This is a genomic window from Geomobilimonas luticola (assembly GCF_018476905.1).
Taxonomy (GTDB): domain Bacteria; phylum Desulfobacterota; class Desulfuromonadia; order Geobacterales; family Geobacteraceae; genus Geomobilimonas; species Geomobilimonas luticola.
In genome coordinates, this window is record NZ_JAHCVK010000001.1 from 602,698 (window position 1) to 623,880 (window position 21,183).

Here is a 21,183-nt window from a genome sequence, read left to right on the forward strand (position 1 = left end):
CCGGAGTTAAATCATGGTAAAAACCGTGAACTTTCTCTGTTCTGTCTCCGGTCCTGCGCACATCGATGGTTTTTGCCTGGCAACATCAGTCCGGCGGAGCCAGGTAAACCTGCGATGATTGTGCACCGCCGCACTTCACTCAGTTTGCCCCATAAGAGGAACCCATGTTCTTACAACAACTCATCAACGGCATAGCCCTCGGGAGCACCTACGCCCTGATCGCCCTCGGGTATACCATGGTGTATGGCATCATCACGCTCATCAACTTTGCCCATGGCGAGATATTCATGGTCGGTGCCTTCGTCGGCCTCCTGCTGGTCTCCTTTTTCAAGCTCAATATCTTCGTCGCCATGGTACTTTCCATGTGTTTCTGCATGGTGCTGGGCGTTGTCATCGAACTGATCGCCTACCGGCGGCTGCGGCGCTCGTCGCGGCTCTCCGCCCTCATTTCGGCCATCGGTGTTTCCATCTTCCTCTCCTCCCTGGCCCTGATGGTATTCGGCGCGGATGCCAAGGGGTTCCCCGAGGGGGCATTCCCCCTCCACCAGCTCCACATCGGCAATGCAGATATCTCAACCCTCCAGCTCACCATCATTGGTGTTGCTGCCCTCCTCATGCTGGGGCTGGAATTCATCGTCCAGAAGACGAAGATCGGCAAGGCGATGCGGGCGACATCGGAAGACTACGCCGCAGCCGCCCTCATGGGGATCAACGTCAACCGCGTCATCTCCTTCACCTTTGCCCTCGGCTCCGCCCTCGCCGCCGCCGGGGGGGTGCTGGTAGGGCTGCTGTACAACGCGGTGTCCTTCAACATGGGACTCATGGCTGGCCTCAAGGCCTTTGCCGCTGCGGTTCTCGGAGGGATAGGCTCCATCCCCGGAGCCATGCTCGGGGGGGTGCTCCTGGGCGTAACCGAAATTTTCGGCGTGGCGATCGGCTACTCCTCCTACCGGGATGCCATCGCCTTTGCCATTCTCGTCCTGGTGCTCCTGTTCAAGCCCACGGGTCTCCTCGGCCAAAAAATCCAGAAGAAGGTCTAAGCATATGGCGGAATTTCTCCAGAATATCGTCGGGATTGTCGATCCCTACACCATGCAGGTCATCGTCAATATCGGGATTGCCATCCCCCTTGCCCTCGGGCTGAACATCATCACCGGCCTGACCGGTCAGCTCTCCCTCGGGCATGCCGCCTTCATGAGCATCGGCGCTTTCATCAGTGCCATCTGCACCATCCGCCTCGGCTTCCCTTTCGCCCTGACCCTCGTGACCAGCGGCCTCGTGACCGCCGCCATCGGCGCCATGATCGGGTTTCCGATCCTCCGGCTGTCCGGAGATTACCTGGCCATCTGTACCCTCGGGTTCGCGGAGATCGTCAAGGTCATCTTCCTCAATCTCGACATCACCAACAAGGCCCTCGGCCTCTCGGTTCCCGCGCCGAAGTCGTTTCTCCCCATGCCGATTTACGTCTGGGGGATTGCGATTCTCAGCATAGTCTTTGTCGCGTTTCTCCAGTCCTCCCGTTTCGGCCGGGCGCTCAAGGCGATCCGGGAAGACGAGATCGCCGCCGAGGCCATGGGGATCAACCTGGCCCGTTACAAGGTCCAGTCCTTCGCCATCGGTGCCTTCCTGGCGGGAGTGGGGGGCGGTCTCTACGCCCATTTTCTCGGGTACATAAATCCCTCCGACTTCGGTTTTCTCAAGTCGGTGGACATTCTCAGCATGGTGGTTCTCGGCGGACTGGGGAGCATTCCCGGTACGGTAATCGGCGCGGCGGTTCTGACGGCGGCTCCGGAATTTCTCCGTTTCATGTCCGAGTACCGGATGCTCGTCTATGGCGCTCTTCTCGTCAGCCTGATGGTTTTCCGTCCCAACGGTCTGCTGGGGGGGGTGAATTTCACGGGGCTGCTGCTCAAGGCCATCGGCCGGAACATCAACGAGTCCATTCCCCGCGACAAGGGGCGGCGCGATCTTTAGCGCTTACAAGTTCTTAACCGGCCACTGTGCCGTCACTAAGCATGTGCAGGGATTACATGGCGATTCTCACACTCGATAACGTTACCATCCGTTTTGGCGGACTCGTTGCCGTCGACAAGGTAAACCTGGCGGTGGAAGAGGGGAACATCCAGGCGTTGATCGGCCCAAACGGCGCCGGCAAGAGCACCCTCTTCAATCTCATCACCGGAATCTATACCCCGACCGAAGGGGAGATCCGCTTCAATGGTGAGGTGATAAGCGGCAGGCAGACCCACCAGATTGCGGCCCTCGGCATCGGCCGGACCTTTCAGAACATCCGGCTTTTCAACGAACTGCCGGTCATCGAAAACGTGCTGATCGGCGCCCACACCCGCGGGAAATGGGACCTGCTCGGCTCCATCCTGCGTCCCGCCCCCTGGGTGAAACGGGAGGAAGAGCAACTGCTCGACTGGGCCATGGAATGCCTTGACCGGGTGGACCTTGCCGGCAAGGCGTGGGAAATTGCCAGCAACCTCTCCTACGGCGAGCAGCGGCGGCTTGAAATCGCCCGGGCTCTGGCGTTGAAACCCCGGATACTGCTCCTGGACGAACCGGCGGCCGGCATGAACCCCTTCGAAAAGCAGGTTCTCATGGAGATTGTCCAGAAGATCCGCCAGACGGGAATGACCGTCTTCCTCGTGGAGCACGACATGAAGTTCGTCATGGGGATATCGGACCGGATCGCCGTACTCGACTACGGGGTGAAGATCGCCGAGGGGAAACCGGAAGAAGTCCGCGTGAATCCCCAAGTTATTGAAGCGTACCTGGGCAAGGGAGCCAAACATTAAAGAGAAACGCGGCTTTTGCCCAATCTCTACGTAAGTCATCGGAATTGCTTGTGCGACGTACTTCCAGTACGTCTCCGCGAAATTCCTCGGCAGCCTTGATCTTGAACAAAATCCGCGTTTCTCCGATAAAGGACTAGTGATGCTCGTCGTCGAAGATCTCTACGTTAACTACAAGGCGATCAAGGCCCTGAACGGCGTCTCCTGCCAGGTGCAGCAGGGGGAGATCGTCGCCCTGATTGGCGCCAACGGTGCCGGCAAGACCACCATCCTCAATACCATCTCCGGCATCGTCTCTGCCTCTGCTGGCAAGATTGTCTTCGAGGGGAAGGACATTACGGAGATCCCCCCCCACGAGATCGTCAAGATGGGGGTCTGTCAGGTGCCGGAAGGGCGGCGGGTCTTTTCCAAGATGAGTGTCCTGGAGAACCTGGAGATGGGAGCCTTCGTCCGAAACGACAAGAAGGGGATACAGGAGGCGATGGAACATGTCTTCCAGCTCTTCCCCCGCCTCGCGGAGCGGAAGAAGCAGCCGGCCAAGACCCTCTCGGGGGGAGAACAGCAGATGCTCGCCATGGGGCGGGCACTCATGTCCAATCCCCGCCTGCTCCTTCTGGACGAGCCCTCCATGGGGCTTGCCCCCATGCTGGTGGAGAAGATCTTCGAGATCATCCAGGAGATCAACAAGGCCGGCACCACCATCATGCTCGTGGAGCAGAACGCACACATGGCCCTCTCCATTGCCAACCGTGCCTACGTCCTCGAAACGGGCTCGATCGTCCTCCAAGGGAATGCGGCGGAGCTGGCGGCGAATCCGGATATACGCAAGGCGTACCTGGGGGAATAGAACAGGAAACGTGCCTTTTCCGCAATCTCTGCGTTGGTCTTCAGGACTGCTTGTGCGACGTAGCGCTGTTTATGCCCGATGTTTGGGTACTACGTCTCCGCGCAATCCTTTGATCGCCTTGACCTTGCGAAAAAATCCCGTTTCCAGGGTTAGGTATGTCTATCACTAATGAAAGTCCCCGGCCGTTGATCAACCCCTACCTGGCAGTCCTGGTGGGGGTTTTTGCCGTCTCCTTCTCGGCGCTCTTTGTCCGCCTTGCCACCGCCCCCCCTCTCATCATCGCCACCTACCGTCTCCTTTTCACTTTCCTCATCCTGCTCCCCGTTGCCATGGCGGGCGGGTTCCGGGGTGTGCGGGGAATGACCCGCCGCCAGGTTGGGCTGGCAGCCGCGAGCGGGCTGTTCCTCGCCCTCCACTTCGTTACCTGGTTCACGTCCCTTCTCTACACGAGCGTTGCCAGTTCGGTGGTGATCGTGACTACCCAACCGGTTTTCGTCGTTATCGGTTCCTGGCTCTTCTTCCGGGAGCGGATATCACGGCTCGCCATGTTTGGCGGTCTGCTGGCGCTGTCGGGGAGTTTCGTCATCGGGGCGGGGGACTTCCAGATAGGGATGGGGGCATTTGTGGGAGACCTGCTGGCCCTTGCGGCGGCGATCCTGGTTTCAGGCTATCTCCTCATCGGCCGCCGCCTCCGGGGGAGCGTGGAGTTGTCCGGTTACACCTTCGTTACCTACGGCATGAGTTCCCTGGCCCTCGTGGCGACGAGCCTCGTTGCCAAGGTGCCGTTCTACCCGTACTCTTCCCGGGACTGGCTCCTCTTTCTGGCCCTGGCGGCAGTCTGCACCGTTCTCGGTCATACGGTCTTCAACTGGGTGCTCCGTTACATCCCCGCATCGGTGGTGTCGGTCAGCATCCTGGGTGAGCCGATCGGGGCGATCATCTGGGCTGCCGTCTTTCTTGGCGAGAACCCGACCCCTCGCCAGCTGGCCGGCGGGGCGCTGATCTTTGCCGGGCTTGCCATATTCACCCGGGTGTCGGCCCGGCATTCATCCTGAACGCACAACGCCCTATTCGAGCCTCACTGCGCTGCCCGTTGTCGACCTCATCAACGTACTCTCTGTACGCTTTCGGGGGCTCCGCCTCGCAGCCTGGTGATCATCCCTAATCTGGCGTTGTTATCTGACAGCATGCCCCATGGCCCCCGCCAGCTGTCCCAGGGTTTCGATGGCCCGCTCGACCCGTTCCGACCAGTAGCCGGCGTTGAGCCGGATGCAGTTCCGGTATTTCTGGGCGGCGGAGAAGATCGGCCCGGGGGCGATGGTGATGCCTGCCGCGAGGGCCTGCTCGTAGAGGACGAGGGAATCGACCCAGGGGGGGAACTCGACCCAGAGGACGAACCCGCCGGCGGGACAGGTGACCCGGGTCCCCGGTGGGGAATAACGGCCTACCGCCTGGGCCATGAGGGCTGTCTGCCGGGCGTGGATGCGGCGCAGGCTCCGGAGGTGATGGTCGTAGCCGCCGTTGGCGAGGAACTCGGCGATGGCCAGCTGGGGAGGGGTGGCATCGGCGATGGTGAGGATTCCCTTGAGACGCTCGATCTCCGTCTGATACCGTCCCGGCGCGATCCAGCCGACCCGGTAGCCGGGGGCGAGGGTCTTGGAGAATGACGAACAGAGGAGCACAAGCCCCTCCCTGTCGTAGGACTTGGCGACACGGGGCCGCTCGTGGGAAAAACTCAGGTCGCCGTTGAGGTCGTCCTCGATGAGGGGGATGTCACGACTGGCCAGAAGCTCAACCAGTTCTTGCTTTCTGTTATTCGGCATGAGGCTGCCGAGGGGGTTGCTGAAGTTGGTGCAGACCAGGCAGGCGCTGATCCGGTTGTGTTCCAGCGCGTAGCGGAGGGCATCCAGGCTTATGCCGTCCCGGGGGTGGGTTGGAATCTCCAGAGCCTTCAGACCGAGGAGTTCCAGCGCCTGCAGGAAGTTGTAATAGGTCGGGGACTCGATGGCGACGGTATCGCCGGGGCGACAGAGAGCCAGAAGCGCCAGGTTGACCGCCTCCATGCAGCCGCAGGTGGTGACGATCTGGTCCGGGGTCAGGGTACACCCCGCCGAGACCATCCGCCGTGCCACCTGCACCCGCAACTTTTCGCAGCCGGGGGGGATTTCGTAGGAGACGCTCTGCACCCTGTGCCGGCGGGCTTCCGTGGAGAGCATCCGGTTGAGACGATCGATGGGGAGGTGTTCCGGATCGGGGATCGCCGCGCCCAGCGGGACGAGGCCGGTATCCCGTGTATCCCGCAGGATCATCCGGCTCAGTTCCTTTGTGGTGACCCGCGTCGGGCTCAGGGCGGGACGGGACATTCCCGGCTCGGCGGGGAGGTCCGCCAGTCGTGCCCGGACGTAGTAGCCTGACTGGGGGCGGGCCTCGATGATCCCCCGGTCTTCCAGGAGTCCGTAGGCCTCCATGACCGTGTTGATGCTGACCGAGAGCTGGCGGCTCAGGGTCCGGACCGAGGGAATCCGTGCACCGGGGCCGAAGGTCCCTTCCTCGATGAGGCGGGACATCTGGCCGGCAACGCTCTCATAGAGCGGTGTTTTTTGCTGGCAGAGCGTGGTATCCATAGTCATGTCTCCCATCATAGTCCGGCAACCGGCCGGACAACAGTAACAGTTTTCTCCTTATTCTAGGGGTACAGTTGTAGTATTGTCAAACTGTTATGGTTACAAATAGTATTTAATGCATCTGTTATTGTTGTTCCCTCTCCTCTATAGTGCGGTCATCGTATCGGAAGATGACGGTTTTGCCTGCTACAGGCGGGAAGGGGGGAGTCGTGGAAATCGGGCTCGACAACGGTGCAGTGCTCGGAATCGACGGGAGGGGGCAGGGGTTTGTGCTGCGTTGCCTGGCGGGATGCCTCTGGGTGACGCGGGGGGATGGCCGGGATTACTTCATCAAGGCAGGGAAGACGATGGAGTTCGGCCGAAGCGACAGCGTCGTCGTGGAGGCGTGGGGGGAGGCACGGGTGCTCTTCGTGACCCCGGTCGGCAAGGAGCGGGAGGGGATAGTCGCCCCTGCCTGGCACCTGGTCAGCACGCCGTAACGTACAACGGCACGTGAACGCAGACTGACGCTGTTAAAGGCAGATTGACGCCGTTACAACAATGGGACAGAAACCGGCACACTTGCCCTGGGTCCTGGGAAGTCCCGATCCGCGTAAATCAATGAAAATCAGATTGTTTCTGCGTGAACATGCATTTTCAGGCTGAAGGTAGTGGGAAAGGGATGATGATGGATAAACCGTTGAGCAAGAGCGCCCAGAGGGTCCAGGATGCCCTGGCCGCCCTCGGGCTCGCGTGCCGGGTGATCGAGTTGACCGAAAGTACCCGGAGCGCCGAAGATGCGGCCCGGGCGGTGGGGTGTGACGTGGGACAGATCGTCAAGTCCCTGGTCTTTCGGGGAGAGACGAGCGGCAAGCCGCTGTTCGTTCTTGCCAGCGGCCGCAACCGGGTCGCCGAGGCGCGTCTTGCCGAACTCGCCGGGGAACCGATCGGCAAGGCCGATGCCAGGTTCGTTCGGGAGAAGACCGGTTTCGCCATAGGCGGGGTCGCTCCCCTCGGCCATGCGGAAGTGCTGGAAACCTACATCGACGAGGACCTCATGGAGTATCCCGAACTGTGGGCCGCAGCCGGAACGCCGAGCGCCCTCTTTTGCCTCACGCCGGCGGAACTCAGGCTCATGACGACCGGCCGGGTGGCAATGATCAAGGAAGTGGCGTGAGCCACGGTCTGACGTCGACACCTGCAGCCTCCGAAGCCGCTGCCACCCGGCAGGGGGTGCTGTGCGGCCTGGCTGCCTACCTGGTCTGGGGATTCTTCCCGGTCTACTTCAGGGCGGTAAAGCATGTGCCGCCGCTGGAGGTGGTTTCCCACCGGATCGTCTGGTCCATGCTCTTTCTCATGCTGCTCGTGACGGTGACCCGTCGCTGGGGCGAAGTAGGGGGGGCCGTCCGGACATCAAGGACCATTCTGACCCTCTGCGGAACGACGCTCCTCATTGCCGCCAACTGGCTGATCTTCATCTTCGCCATCGAGCGGGGAGAGGTCCTGCAGTCGAGCCTCGGCTACTTCATGACCCCCCTCGTGAACGTCTTCCTCGGCTTCGCCCTTCTCGGCGAGCGGCTCCGTCGCTGGCAGATCGTGAGCCTGGTGCTGGCGGCGGCAGGGGTCCTCGTCCTGGCGCTCCGTGTCGGCCAGATCCCCTGGATCGCCTTGGTGCTGGCGGTCACCTTCGGCCTGTACGGCCTGCTCCGCAAGACCGTCGCCGTCGACTCCCTCGTGGGACTTTCCATCGAAACATTTCTGGCGGGACCGGTGGCACTTGTCTTCCTCGGCTGGCTCGACGTGACGGGGAAGGGGGCCTTTCTCGCCGGCTCCCTTCACGACAATATCATTCTCCCCCTGGCCGGAGTGGTCACGGCGGTGCCGCTCCTCTGGTTCACCGCCGCCGCTCGGCGCCTGCGGCTTGCCACCATGGGGTTTCTCCAGTATATTACGCCGAGCATCCAGTTCATTCTGGCGGTCTGGGCCTTCGGGGAGCGGTTCACGCCGACCCATCTCACGGCATTCGGCTGCATCTGGGGAGGACTGGCCCTCTATTCCTGGAGCGCCATCGTCACCGCCCGCCGCGTTGCCGCACAGGTCGCTCCCGGTCATAACCAGTAGGGCATCTTCTTTTCATGAACGATTCAACCAAGGGTACAATCTTTGCCACCCTGGCGGTAATTCTCTTCGCCACCCTCGGGACCGGCTTCAAACTGAGCGTCGCTCGCCTGGATGGCTACGTGGTCGTCGTCTACATGGGAGTTTTCGCGGTCGCCGCCCTCCTGACAAACCTCCTGCTGACCGGCAAGGGGAAGGATATCCTCCCCGAGTTCCGCCGCAAACCCCTGTTCTTCATCCTGACCGGCATCATCGGGCTGGGGGTGCAGCAACTCCTCTGCGTCAAGTCCTATGAATACCTGCCGGCCGCCCAGGTGGTGATCCTCACCTATACCTATCCCCTCATGATGATCGTGCTGGCGTGGGCCGTCTATCGGGAGCGTTCCACCCCCCGCTCCGTCGCCTTCGTCCTGGTCGGCTTCTTCGGCGTCTATGTCCTCATTTCCCGGGGAACCTTCCTGCAGATCGACCTGAACATCGGTACCGTTCTCTCCCTCGCCTGTGCCTTCAGCTTCGCCCTGTTCTGCGTGCTCATCAAGCACGCCCGCTTTCACATCGGCGTCGGCATGTTCCTCTTCAACCTCTTCGGGCTGCTGTTTCTCCTCTGCCTGCTCCCGCTCTACGGTTTCACCTGGCGGCTGTCGGCGCCCCAGCTGCTGGGGCTCGTCTACCTGGGGGTATTCCCCACCGCCGTCGCCTTCATCCTCTGGAACAAGGCGCTCCAGCTCTGCCGGACAAGCCACAGTTCCAACTTCGCCCTCCTGACCCCCGTCCTTTCCCTCGTCTGCATCGCCGCCGTGCTCGGGGAGCGGATCGTCCCCTCCCAGGTAGCCGGCATGGTCATCATCGTCGGCGCCGTCTTCCTCAATGTCAATTTCGGTGGCGTGGGGGGCGGGGAGGAGCGGGCGCGTGGCTAGGAACGGTATGGCGGTATTGCGGGAAGGGTTCGGCGCAGCCTGGCCCATCTGCATGGGGTTCATACCCATCGGGCTCTCCTTCGGCGTTCTTGCCCAGAAAGCGGGGCTCGGCCCGCTCCAGGTGCTCCTCATGTCGACCCTGGTCTTTGCCGGCGGCTCCCAGTTCATCGCGGTGGCCATGCTCGGGAGCGGCGCCTCCCTCCCGGCCATCGTCATGACCACGTTTGTCGTCAACCTCCGCCATTTCCTCATGGGGTCGGCCCTGGCCGTTCATCTGCCCCGGGTGAACCGGTGGTTCCTCTCACTCTTTGCCTACGGCCTTACCGACGAAAGCTTTGCCGTCAACATGGCCCGTTTCCGGGGGGAGGGGTGGGACCGGTGGCGGGCCCTGACGGTCAACCAGATAACCAATGCCACCTGGATAGGGAGCACCGTCGCGGGGGTCTACGTGGGGAATCTCATTCCGGCCGGCGCTTTCGGCATCGACTATGCGCTGACCGCCATGTTCATCTGCCTCTTCACCTTCCAGCTCCGGGAACGGATCCACGTCCTGACCGCCGTGGTTGCCGCTCTCCTTTCCGTTACCCTCTTCCTGGTTCTCCCGGGGAATTTCTACGTCATCGGCGCATCCTGCGGCGCGGCGACCATCGGCCTCCTGGTCAAACGACTGACGAAAGGGAGGCACCATGTCCCTGCCTGACTACCTCCTGCTCATGGTCGGCATGGGGGCCGTTACCTATCTCCCTCGTTTCATTCCTCTGGCGCTTCTCTCCCGGCGACAACTCCCCCGCTGGCTCGCCGACTGGCTTGACCTGGTGCCGGCCGCCATCCTGAGCTCCATCATCGCTCCCATCCTCTTCGCGACGGAGAAGACCAGAACCCTTGACCTGGGACGGAAGGAACTGCTCGTTGCCGTTCCGACCCTTCTTTTCGCCCTGAAGACCCGTTCCCTGGCGGGGACGGTGGTCGTGGGGATGGCGCTCTACTGGCTGGCGGGGATGATCATGGGGTAAGGTAAAGGGTTGCCTCCCCCTCCCGCAAGGAAGACCGTACACCTGGAACAGACCTGCCCGGTTTGTATTCCCCGATAAGCGTAGTAACCTTAAAGTGACCCTTGGGACCTGAGCATCCGGTTATGTCTGAGTCCCTTGCGGATTATGCTTACTTCAGGACGTGACACCTGCTGATGATGTACGTATCAAGAGTTCAGGTTGTTATCAAATCAGAGGGGGAGGGGCGCATGAAAAAGGCACCATGGATTGACAAGGATGAATGCATAAGCTGCGGGCTCTGCGTTGCCAATGTTCCCGACGTGTTTCGCTTCGACGACGACAACAAGGCGGAGTGCTATGACCCTGCCGGCGCACCCGAGGAGGAGATCCAGAGCGGTGCCATTGACGCCTGCCCGGTTTCGTGCATCAGTTGGAACTCCGACCTGGAATACCTGAGGAATTTCGGCTAACGAGGAGCGTTTTGAGAGTGTGATGATCGGCAGGCGGAGTCGTCCGGACGAATGAGGACGCTCCGCCTGCCGTTTCAGGTTTATATGCCGGTCCCGCCATCAGCGGACACGCCGCTTGCGGGCCGGGTGCCCCGTTTGAAGATCAGGATGCTGACCCCTTCCGCCGTGCGATCGAATTCAAACGACAGAGTCTGTTCGTACGCCAGCAGCACCACCGCTTCCAGTTGCTCCAGACCCCGCAGGCGGAAAAGTATCCGGTTGCCCTTTCCAAGGTAGTCGAGGAAGGTGGATGAGGCGTCGAGCTCGACCGGACCCCATTCCCCGGTCAGGTCGACCACGCTTACGCCGGTGCCGTTGATGGAGGCTTCATTCAGGCTGATACGCCGGGGGTGGCCGCCACTCGTGCCTGACAGGTCCGCAACGTGTGCCGTCTGCGGTTCCAGGGGCGCTGCCGCGATGACCATCCCGGCCGCCACGGTGGCATTGGTGATGCGGTCAATAAGGATGAAGCTGCCGGTATCCCGGTTCTGCCGGTAGGGGTCGAAGGAGATCGGGCGGTCAAGTTCCAGACGGGCAACGCCGATTTCGTTCAACCCCAGTGTCGGTACCTGCTTCTGCTCCAGGGTATTCACATCCACCGCATACTGCACGGCGGTGACCCGGCCGGGGGTCACGGCAGTCGCGGTTTTGACCAGGTAGATCTGCCCCGGCTGCAGGGGCTCGTCGTGCATCCAGACCAGGTGCGCCTCCGGGTGCCGGGCGTGGGTCGGCGGGGCATCGGGTGCGGTCAGCATGTCACCCCGGCTGATATCGATCTCATCCTCCAGCGTCAGGGTCACCGCCTGGCCTGCGGTAGCCTCCGGCAGGTCACCGTCCATGGTGACAATGCGGGAGACCCGGCTGGTGCGCCCGGACGCGGCGACCCGCAGCTCGTCACCCGGCCGGATGGTTCCCGCTGCAACCGTGCCGCAGAAACCGCGGAAATCCAGATGGGGGCGATTCACCCACTGCACCGGCATCCGGAACGGCTGATCCCTGTTGTCCCCTTCCAGCCGGACGGTTTCCAGGTAGTTCATCAGGGTAGGCCCCGTGTACCAGGGGGTGTTGGCGCTCGGTTCGATGATGTTGTCGCCCCCCAGTGCCGAGATGGGGATTGCCGTAATCGAGGCAAAGCCAAGGGGCGCGGCGAACTGTACGTACTCGCGCAGAATGGATGCGTAACGCTGCTGGTCGAAATCAACCAGATCCATCTTGTTGATCGCCAGCACCACATTCCGGATGCCGACCAGCGAAACCAGGAAACTGTGGCGCCGGGTCTGGGTCAGCAGCCCCTTGCGCGCATCCACCAGGATCACCGCCACCTGGGCGGTGGAAGCGCCGGTTACCATGTTGCGGGTATACTGTTCGTGGCCGGGAGTGTCGGCGACGATGAACTTGCGCTTGTCGGTGGAAAAGAAACGGTAGGCCACATCGATGGTGATCCCCTGCTCCCGCTCCGCCTGCAGTCCGTCCAGCAGGAGGGCGTAGTCGATTGCCCCCCCCTGGGTTCCGACCTTTTTGCTGTCCGCCTCCAGCGCCGCCAGCTGATCCTCGAAGACCATTTTGGAATCCCACAAAAGACGCCCGATCAGGGTGCTCTTGCCGTCATCCACGCTGCCGCAGGTGATGAAGCGGAGCAGGGATTTCTCTTCCTGGCTCTTCAGGTAGGCGAGGATGTCTTTTTCGATCAGTTCCGATTGATGTGCCAAGTGAAATTCCTTTGTGCTTTAAATAGGTCCTATGGGACCCATACGACCTAGAGGACCTATTAGAAGTACCCTTCCTGTTTCTTCTTCTCCATGCTCCCCGCCTGGTCATGGTCGATCAGCCGCCCCTGGCGCTCCGAGGTGCGGGTCAGGAGCATCTCCTGGATGATTTCGGGCAGGGTGGCCGCCGTCGATTCAACGGCGCCGGTCAGGGGGTAGCACCCCAGGGTGCGGAAGCGGACCGATTTGTACTGCACCTCTTCGCCCGGCTTCAGCTCCAGGCGGTCGTCATCCACCATGATCAGCATGCCGTCCCGTTCCACTACCGGCCTCACCGCCGCATAGTAGAGCGGCACGATGGGGATGTTCTCCAGGTGGATGTACTGCCAGACATCCAGCTCGGTCCAGTTGGAGAGAGGAAATACCCGGATGCTTTCCCCCGGCTTGATGCGGGTGTTGTACAGGTTCCAGAGCTCCGGACGCTGATTTTTCGGGTCCCAGCGGTGATTGGCACTGCGAAAGGAGAAGATCCGCTCCTTCGCCCGTGATTTTTCCTCGTCCCGACGGGCACCGCCGAAGGCGGCATCGAACTTGTACCTGTCCAGCGCCTGCTTCAGCCCTTCGGTCTTCATGATGTCGGTGTAGAGGGCCGACCCGTGGGTGAAGGGGGAAATCCCCTGACGGACCCCCTCCTCGTTGACGTGGACGATCAGGTCCATGCCGCATTCGGTGGCCATCCGGTCCCGAAACTGGATCATCTCGCGAAACTTCCAGGTGGTGTCCACGTGCAGCAGGGGAAAGGGGGGCGGTGCCGGGTAAAAGGCCTTGCGGGCCAGGTGCAGCATGACCGCCGAATCCTTGCCGATGGAGTAGAGCATCACCGGGTTGCCGAATTCGGCAACGACCTCGCGGAGGATATGGATGCTCTCGGCCTCTAATTGCTGCAAATGAGTAAGATTTTTGTTCATGTATTTTTTCTCCCGGATTGGACAACTGAAACAAATATGAAACATTGAATGGAACGCGGAAAAAGCGGAAAAAACTGATAAGGGCGGATCAGGCCTTTAAGGCGAACCCAGAATCATGGCTTTTATCCGATTTTTCAGATGGTATCAGCGCTCAATTGCCTTGTGCCTTTTACGTTGCCACTTCAGCGGCGATGAAGTCCGCATTCCTTGTTCTCCGGATTCTCCCACCACCATCTCCCGGCACGTACATCCTCCCCCGGCTTCACCGCCCGGGTGCAGGGTGCGCAGCCGATGGAGCGGTACCCCTGACTGTAGAGACGGTTCCTGGGGAGGCGGTGCTGATCGGTGTAGGCGATCAGTTCGTCTTCGCTCCAGTTTATGAGCGGGTTTATCTTCAGGATGCCGCCGTTCAATTCGTCCCGCTCGATGGGGGCCAGTTCGCCGCGGGTGATGCTCTGCTCGCGCCGCATGCCGGTGACCCAGCCTGCCAGCCCCTTGAGCGCCCTGGAGAGGGGCTCCACCTTACGGATGCTACAGCACTCGTGGCGTTTGTCCAGGGATTCGCGGAACGAGAAAAGACCTTCCGCCCGTTCCAGCGCCTCCACATCCCCGTGCCGGGGGAAATACCAGTCGATCTTCAGCCGGTAGCGTTCCGTCAGGGCATCGGCCACCTCGTAGGTCTCCTCGTTCAGTCGCCCGGTGTCGATAGCGAATACCCCCAGTTCCAGACCAGCTTCATGGGCGAGGTGGATGATGGCCACATCCTCCAGGGAGAAAGAGCAGGCCAGGGATACCGGCCCACCGGCCGCTTCGATGCCGGCACGGAGAATATCGGCCGGGGTGGCGTCGGACGGTATGTCGGGAATGTTTTTTGACATCAGGAACCTCTCTCTTGTTTTTCAGCTATATCTGGTAGTCTTCGACAAATACTCTGACTTGTCTGGGCCGTACGTACACCTGCTCCCCCTGCTGCAGACCGAGATTCTGGAAAGCGTCCCGGGTCAGTTCCGCCTCGATCGGTTCCCCGCTGGCCAGGGTCAGGGTTACCCGCACCGACGGCCCGAGCTTCTGGATATGCCTGATCTCAGCCGAAAGGGAGCTGGAATCCTGCTGGCTGCGGTCGATGTCGATATCGTGGGAGCGGACATAGGAGACCGTCTTCCGTTCTCCCTGTGCCGGCTGGGGTATCCGCCCGTGGAACAGGTTGACGTTCCCCAGGAAATTGAGCACGAACGGGTTGGCCGGGTGCTCGTACACCTGGTCCGGCGTGCCGGCCTGCTCGATTCTCCCCTTGTTCATCACCACGATCCGGTCGGCGACTTCCAGCGCTTCTTCCTGGTCGTGGGTGACGAAGACGCTGGTAACGTGGATTTCGTCGTGGAGCCGGCGCAGCCAGCGGCGCAACTCGGCCCGAACCTGGGCATCCAGGGCGCCGAACGGTTCGTCCAGCAGGAGCACCTGGGGCTCCACCGCCAGGGCCCGGGCCAGGGCGATGCGCTGACGTTGGCCGCCGGAGAGCTGGGAGGGGTAACGTTTCGCCATCCCTTCCAGTTGCACCAGCCGCAAGAGTTCCATGACTTTCTCCTTTATGGCGGACTTGGAGGGGCGGCTGTCCCGCGGCCTGACGTTCAGGCCGAAGGCCACATTGTCGAAGACGGTCATGTGCTTGAACAGGGCGTAGTGCTGGAAGACGAAGCCGACCTTGCGCTCCCGCACGTGGCGGTCGGTGGTGTCCTCGCCGTTGAAGATGATCCGGCCGCTGTCGGGGGTCTCCAGGCCGGCGATAATCCGGAGCAGGGTCGTCTTCCCGGAACCGGAGGGTCCGAGCAGCGCCACCAGCTCTCCCGAAGGGATGGAGAGGTTGATATCGTCCAGGGCGGTGAAGCTGCCGAACTGCTTGCCGATGTTTTCTATTTCGATGCTCATAAAATTCCCCGTGATAATGGAACGCGGAAAAGACGGATTAAAAGGATCAAGGCGGATCAAGCGTAGATCCGAAATCCGGTGTTATCCGTGTATTCAGAAGTGATCCATCCCCTTTTGCATTTGCCTTACTCTCTCTCCAACTGCTGCTGCACCTTCCATTCGGCCACGGTCTTTACCACCAGCGTTACGAGAGCGAGGAGGGCGAGAAGGGAGGCGACGGCGAAGGCGGCCGTGTAGTTGTACTCGTTGTAGAGGATTTCCACATGGAGCGGGACGGTGTTGGTGCTTCCGCGGATGTGGCCCGAGACGACCGAAACGGCGCCGAACTCTCCCATGGCCCGGGCGTTGCAAAGGATCACCCCGTAGATGATCCCCCACTTGATATTGGGGAGGGTCACCCGGAGGAAGGTCTGCAGGCCGCTTGCCCCCAGGACCAGCGCCGCCTCTTCCTCGTCCTTTCCCTGGGCCTCCATGAGCGGGATCAGCTCCCGGGCGATGAAGGGAAAGGTGACGAAGATAGTGGCAAGGATGATGCCGGGGACCGCGAAGACGATCTTGATGTCATGGGCATCCAGCCAGGGGCCCAGCCACCCCTGCCGGCCGAAGATGAGGACGTAGATCAGGCCGGAGATGACCGGCGAGACCGAAAAGGGGAGGTCGATCAGGGTGATGAGCAGGTTCTTCCCCGGAAAGGTGAACTTGGCGATGGCCCAGGAGGCGATGACGCCGAACACCAGGTTGAGCGGCACCGCTACGGCGGCGGTGATCAGGGTCAGCTTGACGGAGGAGAGGGTGTCAGGCTCCCACAGCGCGGCCAGATAGGTTTCCCATCCCTTGGCGAAGGCCTGGCTGAAGACTGCCGCGAGCGGCAGAGCCAGAAAGAGGGCGAGGAATGCCAGGGCGATGGCGGTCAGCAGCCAGCGGACGGGGGCCGGTTCGGTGATGCGGTGGTTGCCGTTGTTCTTGCCAGTGTATGTCGTGGTTGGTGCGGCCATTACATTCTCCAGATCAAAACCTTGAGGGAACACGGAAAAAGACGGATTGTACGGATCAAGGCGGAGTAACCCGCACTTCGTTGCTTTTTATCCGATTTTATCTGTTGTTTCAGATGTGATCCGCGTTCCATTGCCTTGATTTTTCAACTTCTTATCAATCAGCATACCTTCTACTCCAGCGCTGCAGAAGGTTTATCACCAGCAGCATGGTGAAGGATGCCACCAGCATTACCGTGGCGATGGCGGTGGCGCCTTGGTAGTCGTACTGTTCCAGCTTGGTGATGATCAGGAGCGGGGTGATCTCCGAGACCATCGGCATGTTGCCGGCGATGAAGATGATCGACCCGTATTCCCCCACCCCCCGGGCAAATGCCAGGGCGAAACCGGTCAGCACCGACGGGGTCAGGAGCGGAAAGAGGACCCGGCGGAAGGTCTGCCAGCGGCTGGCTCCCAGGCAGGCCGCGGCTTCCTCGATTTCGGCGTCGAGCTCTTCAATGACCGGCTGTACGGTGCGCACCACGAAGGGGAGGCCGATGAAGGTCATGGCGACGATGATCCCGAGGGGGGTGAAGGCCACCTTGATGCCGTGGGGTTCCAGGTATTTCCCCGCCCAGCCGTTGGCCGAGTAGACCGTGGCCAGGGTGATGCCGGCCACGGCCGTGGGGAGGGCGAAGGGGAGGTCCACCAGGGCGTCCACCAGCCGCTTGCCGGGGAAGGGGTAGCGCACCAGCACCCAGGCCACCAGTACGCCGAAGACCGCGTTGATTCCTGCCGCTGCCAGGGCCGCGCCGAAGGTGATCCGGTAGGAGGCCAGCACCCGCGGGGCTGCCACGGCTTCAAGGAAGTCGTGCCAGGAAAGACCCGCGGTCTTGAACACCAGCGCCGACAGGGGGATCAGCACGACCAGGCTCAGGTAGAGCAGGGTATACCCCATGGTCGGGCCGAAGCCGGGGAGGACGTTGTTAGTGCGTTTCAAGATTTTCATAAGTCCAATGGGTCCTGTGAGTCGTATAAGTTTTATGTGCTACTTCCTGCCAGCGGCGCCGGTGATCTGGTCGAACACCCCCCCATCGACAAAGTGGGTTTTCTGGGCCGACCGCCAGCCGCCGAAGACCTGGTCGATGGTGTAAAGCCTGACCTTGGCCAGTTTGGACGGGATCTTGGGATCGGTCGGCCGGTAGTAGTGTTTGGCGGCGATCTTCTGTCCTTCGTCGGAGTAGAGGAATTTCAGATACTCCTCTGCCGCCTTCCGGGTCCCTTTCTTGTCCACCACCTTGTCTACCACCGTCACGGGCGGTTCGGCCAGGATGCTCTCGGAGGGGGTCACGATCTCGAACTTGTCCCGGCCCAGCTCGTTGATGGCGAGGAATGCCTCGTTCTCCCAGGCCAGCAGGACATCTCCCAGGCCGCGCTGCACGAAGGTGTTGGTGGAGCCGCGGGCGCCGGAGTCGAGCACCGGTACATTCTTGAAGAGCCGGGTCACGAATTCCTTCGCCTTGGCGTCATTGCCCCCTTTCTGGTGCAGGGCGTAGGCCCAGGCTGCCAGGTAGTTCCAGCGGGCGCCACCGGAGGTTTTGGGGTTGGGGGTGATGACCGAAACCCCCGGTTTTACCAGGTCGTCCCAGTTTTTGATCTTTTTGGGGTTCCCCTTGCGGACGAGGAAGACGATGGTGGAGGTGTAGGGGGAGCTGTTGTGGGGAAGCTCTTTCTGCCACCCCGGTTTGATCAGTCCCTTTTCAGCTATGGCGTCGATGTCGTAGGCCAGGGCCAGGGTCACGACGTCGGCGTCCAGGCCGTCGATGACCGACCGGGCCTGTTTGCCGGAACCGCCGTGGGACTGCCTGATCGTTACTTTCTGCCCGGTCTTTTTCTGCCACTGCTGGGCGAAGGCGGTGTTGACCTCCTGGTACAGTTCCCGGGTAGGATCATAGGATACGTTCTGCAGGGTGACGCTATCGGCGGCGAATGCGGGGAGCGCCGAGATGGTGGCAAGGGAAAGTGCAACGAGAAGGGTTTCGATGTTCTTGGTATGCACAATGATATCTCCTTTTATCTATAGTTATAGTAGATTGTTTGCTTAAAAAATATATGGGGTGTTTCAGGCTTTGCAGGTCGGCGGTTCGGGAAATCGATCCTGGCTGACGAAGTTACGCCGGGCCACCTATCTGCTCAGTTTTTGCATATGTTGAGAGCATATCGTAAGCGCACAAATGTTGTCAAGAATTATTTTTATTGTCTATAGATTTTATATACTATAAGCGCAGATGGCGGCATCGCCAGTCACTAGCCCAGACCAGTCACCAATGTCGAGTCGACGGGGGCCTCCACTCTCCATTTTGGACAAAAAAGGCCGGGGCATGCCTTCTGGCATAAACCCCGGCCCCGGGTTGTCCGGTCAGCTCGGCTTCCTAGATCCCCTCGAAAAGTGCGGTGGAAAGGTAGCGCTCGGCGCCATCCGGCAGAATGACCACGATGGTCTTGCCGGCAAATTCGTCCAGCTTGGCAAGCCTGACAGCGGCGGCCGCGGCCGCGCCGCAGGAGATACCGACCAGGATGCCCTCTTCCCGGGCCAGGCGCTTGGCGAACTCGATCGCCTCGTCGCTGGAGACCTGCTCCACCCGGTCGACGATGGAGAGGTCGAGGGTGTCCGGGATGAAGCCGGCGCCGATCCCCTGGATCTTGTGGGGGCCGGGTTTGATCTCCTGGCCGGCCAGCTTCTGGCTGATGACCGGGCTTTCCTTCGGTTCCACGGCGACGGAGGTGATCTGCTTCCCCTTCGTATTCTTTATGTAGCGGCTGATGCCGGTGATGGTGCCGCCGGTACCCACCCCCGACACGAGGACGTCGATGGCGCCGTCGGTGTCGTTCCAGATCTCGGGACCGGTGGTCTTCTCGTGGATCTCGGGGTTGGCCGGGTTCTTGAACTGCTGGGGGATGAAGTATTTTTGGGGGTCGGAGGCGGCGATCTCCTCGGCCCGGTTGATGGCCCCTTTCATCCCCTCGGCGCCAGGGGTAAGGATCAGGTTGGCGCCCAGCGCCGCCAGCACCCGTCGCCGCTCGATGCTCATGGTTTCCGGCATGGTCAGGGTCAGCTTGTAGCCGCGGGCCGCAGCCACGTAGGCCAGGGCAATACCGGTATTGCCGCTGGTCGGCTCGATGATCTCGACGCCAGGTTTCAGCACCCCCCGTTTCTCGGCGTCCCAGATCATGTTGGCGCCGATGCGGCACTTGACGGAATAGGCTGGATTACGTCCTTCGATCTTCCCCAGGATGGTCGCCTTGGTGCCGTCGCCGATGCGGTTGAGTTTCACCAGGGGGGTGTTGCCGATGGATTGGGAGTTGTCTGCATAGATCTTGCTCATGGATGATCTCCTCTCGTTGGCCGCTGTGTTAAAGTCTATAGACATACTAGTTTATTATAGCAAAAAAAATCAGATACTGAAGTCTACCACGTTTTTTCGTTTGCTGATCTCGTTCTCGCTCCGCTCGATCATGTCCGCCAGGGTCAGGTTTTCGAGGACGGAGGAGAGGGTCTTGTTCACATCGTCCATCACCAGTCTGATGCCGCAGGTCGCCTCGTCACGACACTCCTCGCAATGGGCATGGTTCGTCTTGCTCAGGCAGGGGACCGGGGCCAGGTCACCTTCGAGGATGCGGATAACGGCGCCGACGGTTATCCTGTTCGGCGGCAGGGCGAGGGAGTATCCGCCACCCTTGCCGATCCTGCTCTGGAGTATCCCCCCCTTGCGCAGGGAGAGCAGGATGAATTCCAGGAATTTCTTCGGTATATTCTCGTCCTGGGCGAGATCGGCAATCAGTATCGGCTGGCCGTTCGGCTGGCCGGCCAGATTGATGAGCGCCAAGAAGGCGTATTTCGTTTTCTTGGATATCATATCTATTAAAGCTATAGATAAACAATTTGTTCGGAGAAGTCAAGCGGTTTTTTCCGATTATTTTTCGGAGTTTTCTCCTGTCCGGAAGTAGAGGTTGACAGTGAGTAATCACCTTGGCCTGTTTGAGCATTTTTCGGCTTGACATAAATTTCGATGCATGTTAAACAATCTTTCTCTTTATTCCCCAGTAGCTCAGTCGGTAGAGCGGGTGACTGTTAATCACCATGTCCGTGGTTCGAGTCCGCGCTGGGGAGCCAAATCGTACAAAGGTCACTTTTCGTCTGAAAAGTGACCTTTTTTTGTTGGTAGGTACGGTTGGTAACTGTGCCTGCGGTAGGCTGCGCCAGATCGCGGTAGGAATCGGTGGTTCGGTCTACATGCCGTTGTCCACCCCGCAACTCCTGGACGAATATTTCCAGAGGGCTCTCGATACGGCTGCCGCCATCTCAGATCCCTTTGAGCAGGCATTCTTCGCCTTGGTGTGCACCTCTCTTATCTGCAACCGTTTGAAGATGTCAACAAGCGGGTGGCACTTGCACTCCTGGAACTGCTCCTTACATACGCCATTCCATTAAAGGATGTTCAGCAGCTTGCAAAGTGTCTCATTGCCGAATTTAACAGCCTTGATGGCGTACTTGCCGCAGACATTGACTCTCTTGTTACACGGTTATCTTTACTCCGGTTGGCAATTGGCCTTCGGTGGAAATTGACGTTCCTGATTATGCCTTCCGCAAGCTAGCGATCCAGGGGAGGCCCCGGTCAGCATATTTTTCAAGGCGGAAAGTCTGTTTATTTTGCCTGAACATTGACATTTGACCTAATTCAGGCTATTTATAATCCATAATTTACGGCGATGGAGTTCGCCACTAACCGCTTCTTCACGAAGCTAATGACTCCTACCTTGCAAGCGA

Annotated in this window: 22 protein-coding genes, 1 tRNA gene and 1 riboswitch; of the genes, 13 read left to right on the forward strand and 10 right to left on the reverse strand. The window is 60.4% G+C overall.

Annotated elements, in window-relative coordinates; translation table 11 throughout:
- Positions 1-164: 164 nt before the first annotated feature.
- The 5 genes from KI810_RS02880 (at position 165) to KI810_RS02900 (ending at position 4,700) form a co-directional block, all read left to right on the forward strand.
- Positions 165-1,040: a branched-chain amino acid ABC transporter permease gene (locus KI810_RS02880; protein WP_214173965.1), complete on the forward strand. Its 876-nt coding sequence runs from the start codon at positions 165-167 to the stop codon at positions 1,038-1,040.
- A gap of 4 nt (positions 1,041-1,044) precedes the next feature.
- Positions 1,045-1,974, forward strand: coding sequence for a branched-chain amino acid ABC transporter permease (locus KI810_RS02885; RefSeq protein WP_214173966.1), 930 nt, complete (start codon positions 1,045-1,047; stop codon positions 1,972-1,974).
- Between the two features lie 56 nt (positions 1,975-2,030).
- Positions 2,031-2,801, forward strand: a complete 771-nt coding sequence (locus tag KI810_RS02890; protein ID WP_214173967.1) for an ABC transporter ATP-binding protein — start codon at positions 2,031-2,033, stop codon at positions 2,799-2,801.
- Positions 2,802-2,940: 139 nt separating this feature from the next.
- Positions 2,941-3,645 (forward strand): ABC transporter ATP-binding protein, encoded by a 705-nt coding sequence (locus tag KI810_RS02895; RefSeq protein ID WP_214173968.1) that lies wholly within the window; start codon positions 2,941-2,943, stop codon positions 3,643-3,645.
- Between the two features lie 155 nt (positions 3,646-3,800).
- Positions 3,801-4,700 (forward strand): DMT family transporter, encoded by a 900-nt coding sequence (locus KI810_RS02900; protein WP_214173969.1) that lies wholly within the window; start codon positions 3,801-3,803, stop codon positions 4,698-4,700.
- Between the two features lie 120 nt (positions 4,701-4,820).
- Here KI810_RS02900 and KI810_RS02905 read toward each other — a convergent pair whose 3' ends face one another.
- Positions 4,821-6,269 carry an aminotransferase-like domain-containing protein gene (locus KI810_RS02905; protein WP_281412532.1) on the reverse strand — a complete coding sequence of 483 codons (1,449 nt, stop codon included), beginning with the start codon at positions 6,267-6,269 and terminating at the stop codon, positions 4,821-4,823.
- 209 nt (positions 6,270-6,478) lie between these two features.
- Between KI810_RS02905 and KI810_RS02910 the strand changes: the two genes are divergently transcribed.
- From KI810_RS02910 to KI810_RS02940, 7 genes are all read left to right on the forward strand, one after another.
- Positions 6,479-6,748, forward strand: a complete 270-nt coding sequence (locus KI810_RS02910; RefSeq protein WP_214173971.1) for a DUF2917 domain-containing protein — start codon at positions 6,479-6,481, stop codon at positions 6,746-6,748.
- A 182-nt stretch (positions 6,749-6,930) separates the two neighbouring features.
- Positions 6,931-7,425 (forward strand): YbaK/EbsC family protein, encoded by a 495-nt coding sequence (locus KI810_RS02915; protein ID WP_246525122.1) that lies wholly within the window; start codon positions 6,931-6,933, stop codon positions 7,423-7,425.
- Complete coding sequence (rarD, locus tag KI810_RS02920) at positions 7,422-8,369, forward strand: EamA family transporter RarD (RefSeq protein WP_343213458.1); 948 nt, start codon at positions 7,422-7,424, stop codon at positions 8,367-8,369. The genes KI810_RS02915 and rarD overlap by 4 nt, the downstream gene beginning before the upstream one ends.
- 14 nt (positions 8,370-8,383) lie before the next feature.
- Entirely contained in the window at positions 8,384-9,283 is a 900-nt protein-coding gene (locus tag KI810_RS02925; protein ID WP_214173972.1) for a DMT family transporter, read from the forward strand.
- On the forward strand, positions 9,276-9,983 hold the full coding sequence (locus KI810_RS02930) for an AzlC family ABC transporter permease (RefSeq protein WP_343213459.1): 708 nt from the start codon (positions 9,276-9,278) through the stop codon (positions 9,981-9,983). Before KI810_RS02925 ends, KI810_RS02930 begins: the two co-directional genes overlap by 8 nt.
- Positions 9,970-10,296, forward strand: coding sequence for an AzlD domain-containing protein (locus KI810_RS02935; protein ID WP_214173973.1), 327 nt, complete (start codon positions 9,970-9,972; stop codon positions 10,294-10,296). Before KI810_RS02930 ends, KI810_RS02935 begins: the two co-directional genes overlap by 14 nt.
- Before the next feature lie 227 nt (positions 10,297-10,523).
- Positions 10,524-10,745 carry a ferredoxin gene (locus KI810_RS02940; RefSeq protein WP_214173974.1) on the forward strand — a complete coding sequence of 74 codons (222 nt, stop codon included), beginning with the start codon at positions 10,524-10,526 and terminating at the stop codon, positions 10,743-10,745.
- A gap of 80 nt (positions 10,746-10,825) precedes the next feature.
- On the opposite strand, the gene cysN is transcribed toward KI810_RS02940, so the two are convergent.
- The 9 genes from cysN to KI810_RS02985 form a co-directional block, all read right to left on the reverse strand.
- Complete coding sequence (gene cysN, locus KI810_RS02945; RefSeq protein ID WP_214173975.1) at positions 10,826-12,493, reverse strand: sulfate adenylyltransferase subunit CysN; 1,668 nt, start codon at positions 12,491-12,493, stop codon at positions 10,826-10,828.
- A gap of 59 nt (positions 12,494-12,552) precedes the next feature.
- Positions 12,553-13,458, reverse strand: a complete 906-nt coding sequence (gene cysD / locus KI810_RS02950) for a sulfate adenylyltransferase subunit CysD (RefSeq protein WP_214173976.1) — start codon at positions 13,456-13,458, stop codon at positions 12,553-12,555.
- 182 nt (positions 13,459-13,640) lie between these two features.
- Positions 13,641-14,336: a phosphoadenylyl-sulfate reductase gene (locus tag KI810_RS02955; protein WP_214173977.1), complete on the reverse strand. Its 696-nt coding sequence runs from the start codon at positions 14,334-14,336 to the stop codon at positions 13,641-13,643.
- 25 nt (positions 14,337-14,361) lie between these two features.
- Complete coding sequence (locus tag KI810_RS02960; RefSeq protein ID WP_214173978.1) at positions 14,362-15,384, reverse strand: sulfate/molybdate ABC transporter ATP-binding protein; 1,023 nt, start codon at positions 15,382-15,384, stop codon at positions 14,362-14,364.
- A 125-nt stretch (positions 15,385-15,509) separates the two neighbouring features.
- Complete coding sequence (gene cysW, locus KI810_RS02965; RefSeq protein ID WP_214173979.1) at positions 15,510-16,379, reverse strand: sulfate ABC transporter permease subunit CysW; 870 nt, start codon at positions 16,377-16,379, stop codon at positions 15,510-15,512.
- A gap of 154 nt (positions 16,380-16,533) precedes the next feature.
- Positions 16,534-17,364, reverse strand: a complete 831-nt coding sequence (cysT, locus tag KI810_RS02970) for a sulfate ABC transporter permease subunit CysT (RefSeq protein ID WP_214173980.1) — start codon at positions 17,362-17,364, stop codon at positions 16,534-16,536.
- Positions 17,365-17,403: 39 nt separating this feature from the next.
- On the reverse strand, positions 17,404-18,414 hold the full coding sequence (locus KI810_RS02975; RefSeq protein WP_425513887.1) for a sulfate ABC transporter substrate-binding protein: 1,011 nt from the start codon (positions 18,412-18,414) through the stop codon (positions 17,404-17,406).
- A 373-nt stretch (positions 18,415-18,787) separates the two neighbouring features.
- On the reverse strand, positions 18,788-19,741 hold the full coding sequence (gene cysK, locus KI810_RS02980) for a cysteine synthase A (protein ID WP_214173981.1): 954 nt from the start codon (positions 19,739-19,741) through the stop codon (positions 18,788-18,790).
- Positions 19,742-19,810: 69 nt separating this feature from the next.
- Positions 19,811-20,272 carry an RrF2 family transcriptional regulator gene (locus tag KI810_RS02985; protein ID WP_214173982.1) on the reverse strand — a complete coding sequence of 154 codons (462 nt, stop codon included), beginning with the start codon at positions 20,270-20,272 and terminating at the stop codon, positions 19,811-19,813.
- Positions 20,273-20,453: 181 nt separating this feature from the next.
- On the opposite strand from KI810_RS02985, the gene KI810_RS02990 reads away from it, so the two are divergent.
- Positions 20,454-20,529, forward strand: a tRNA-Asn gene (locus KI810_RS02990).
- 583 nt (positions 20,530-21,112) lie between these two features.
- Positions 21,113-21,178: riboswitch (Fluoride riboswitch) on the forward strand.
- Positions 21,179-21,183: the final 5 nt, after the last annotated feature.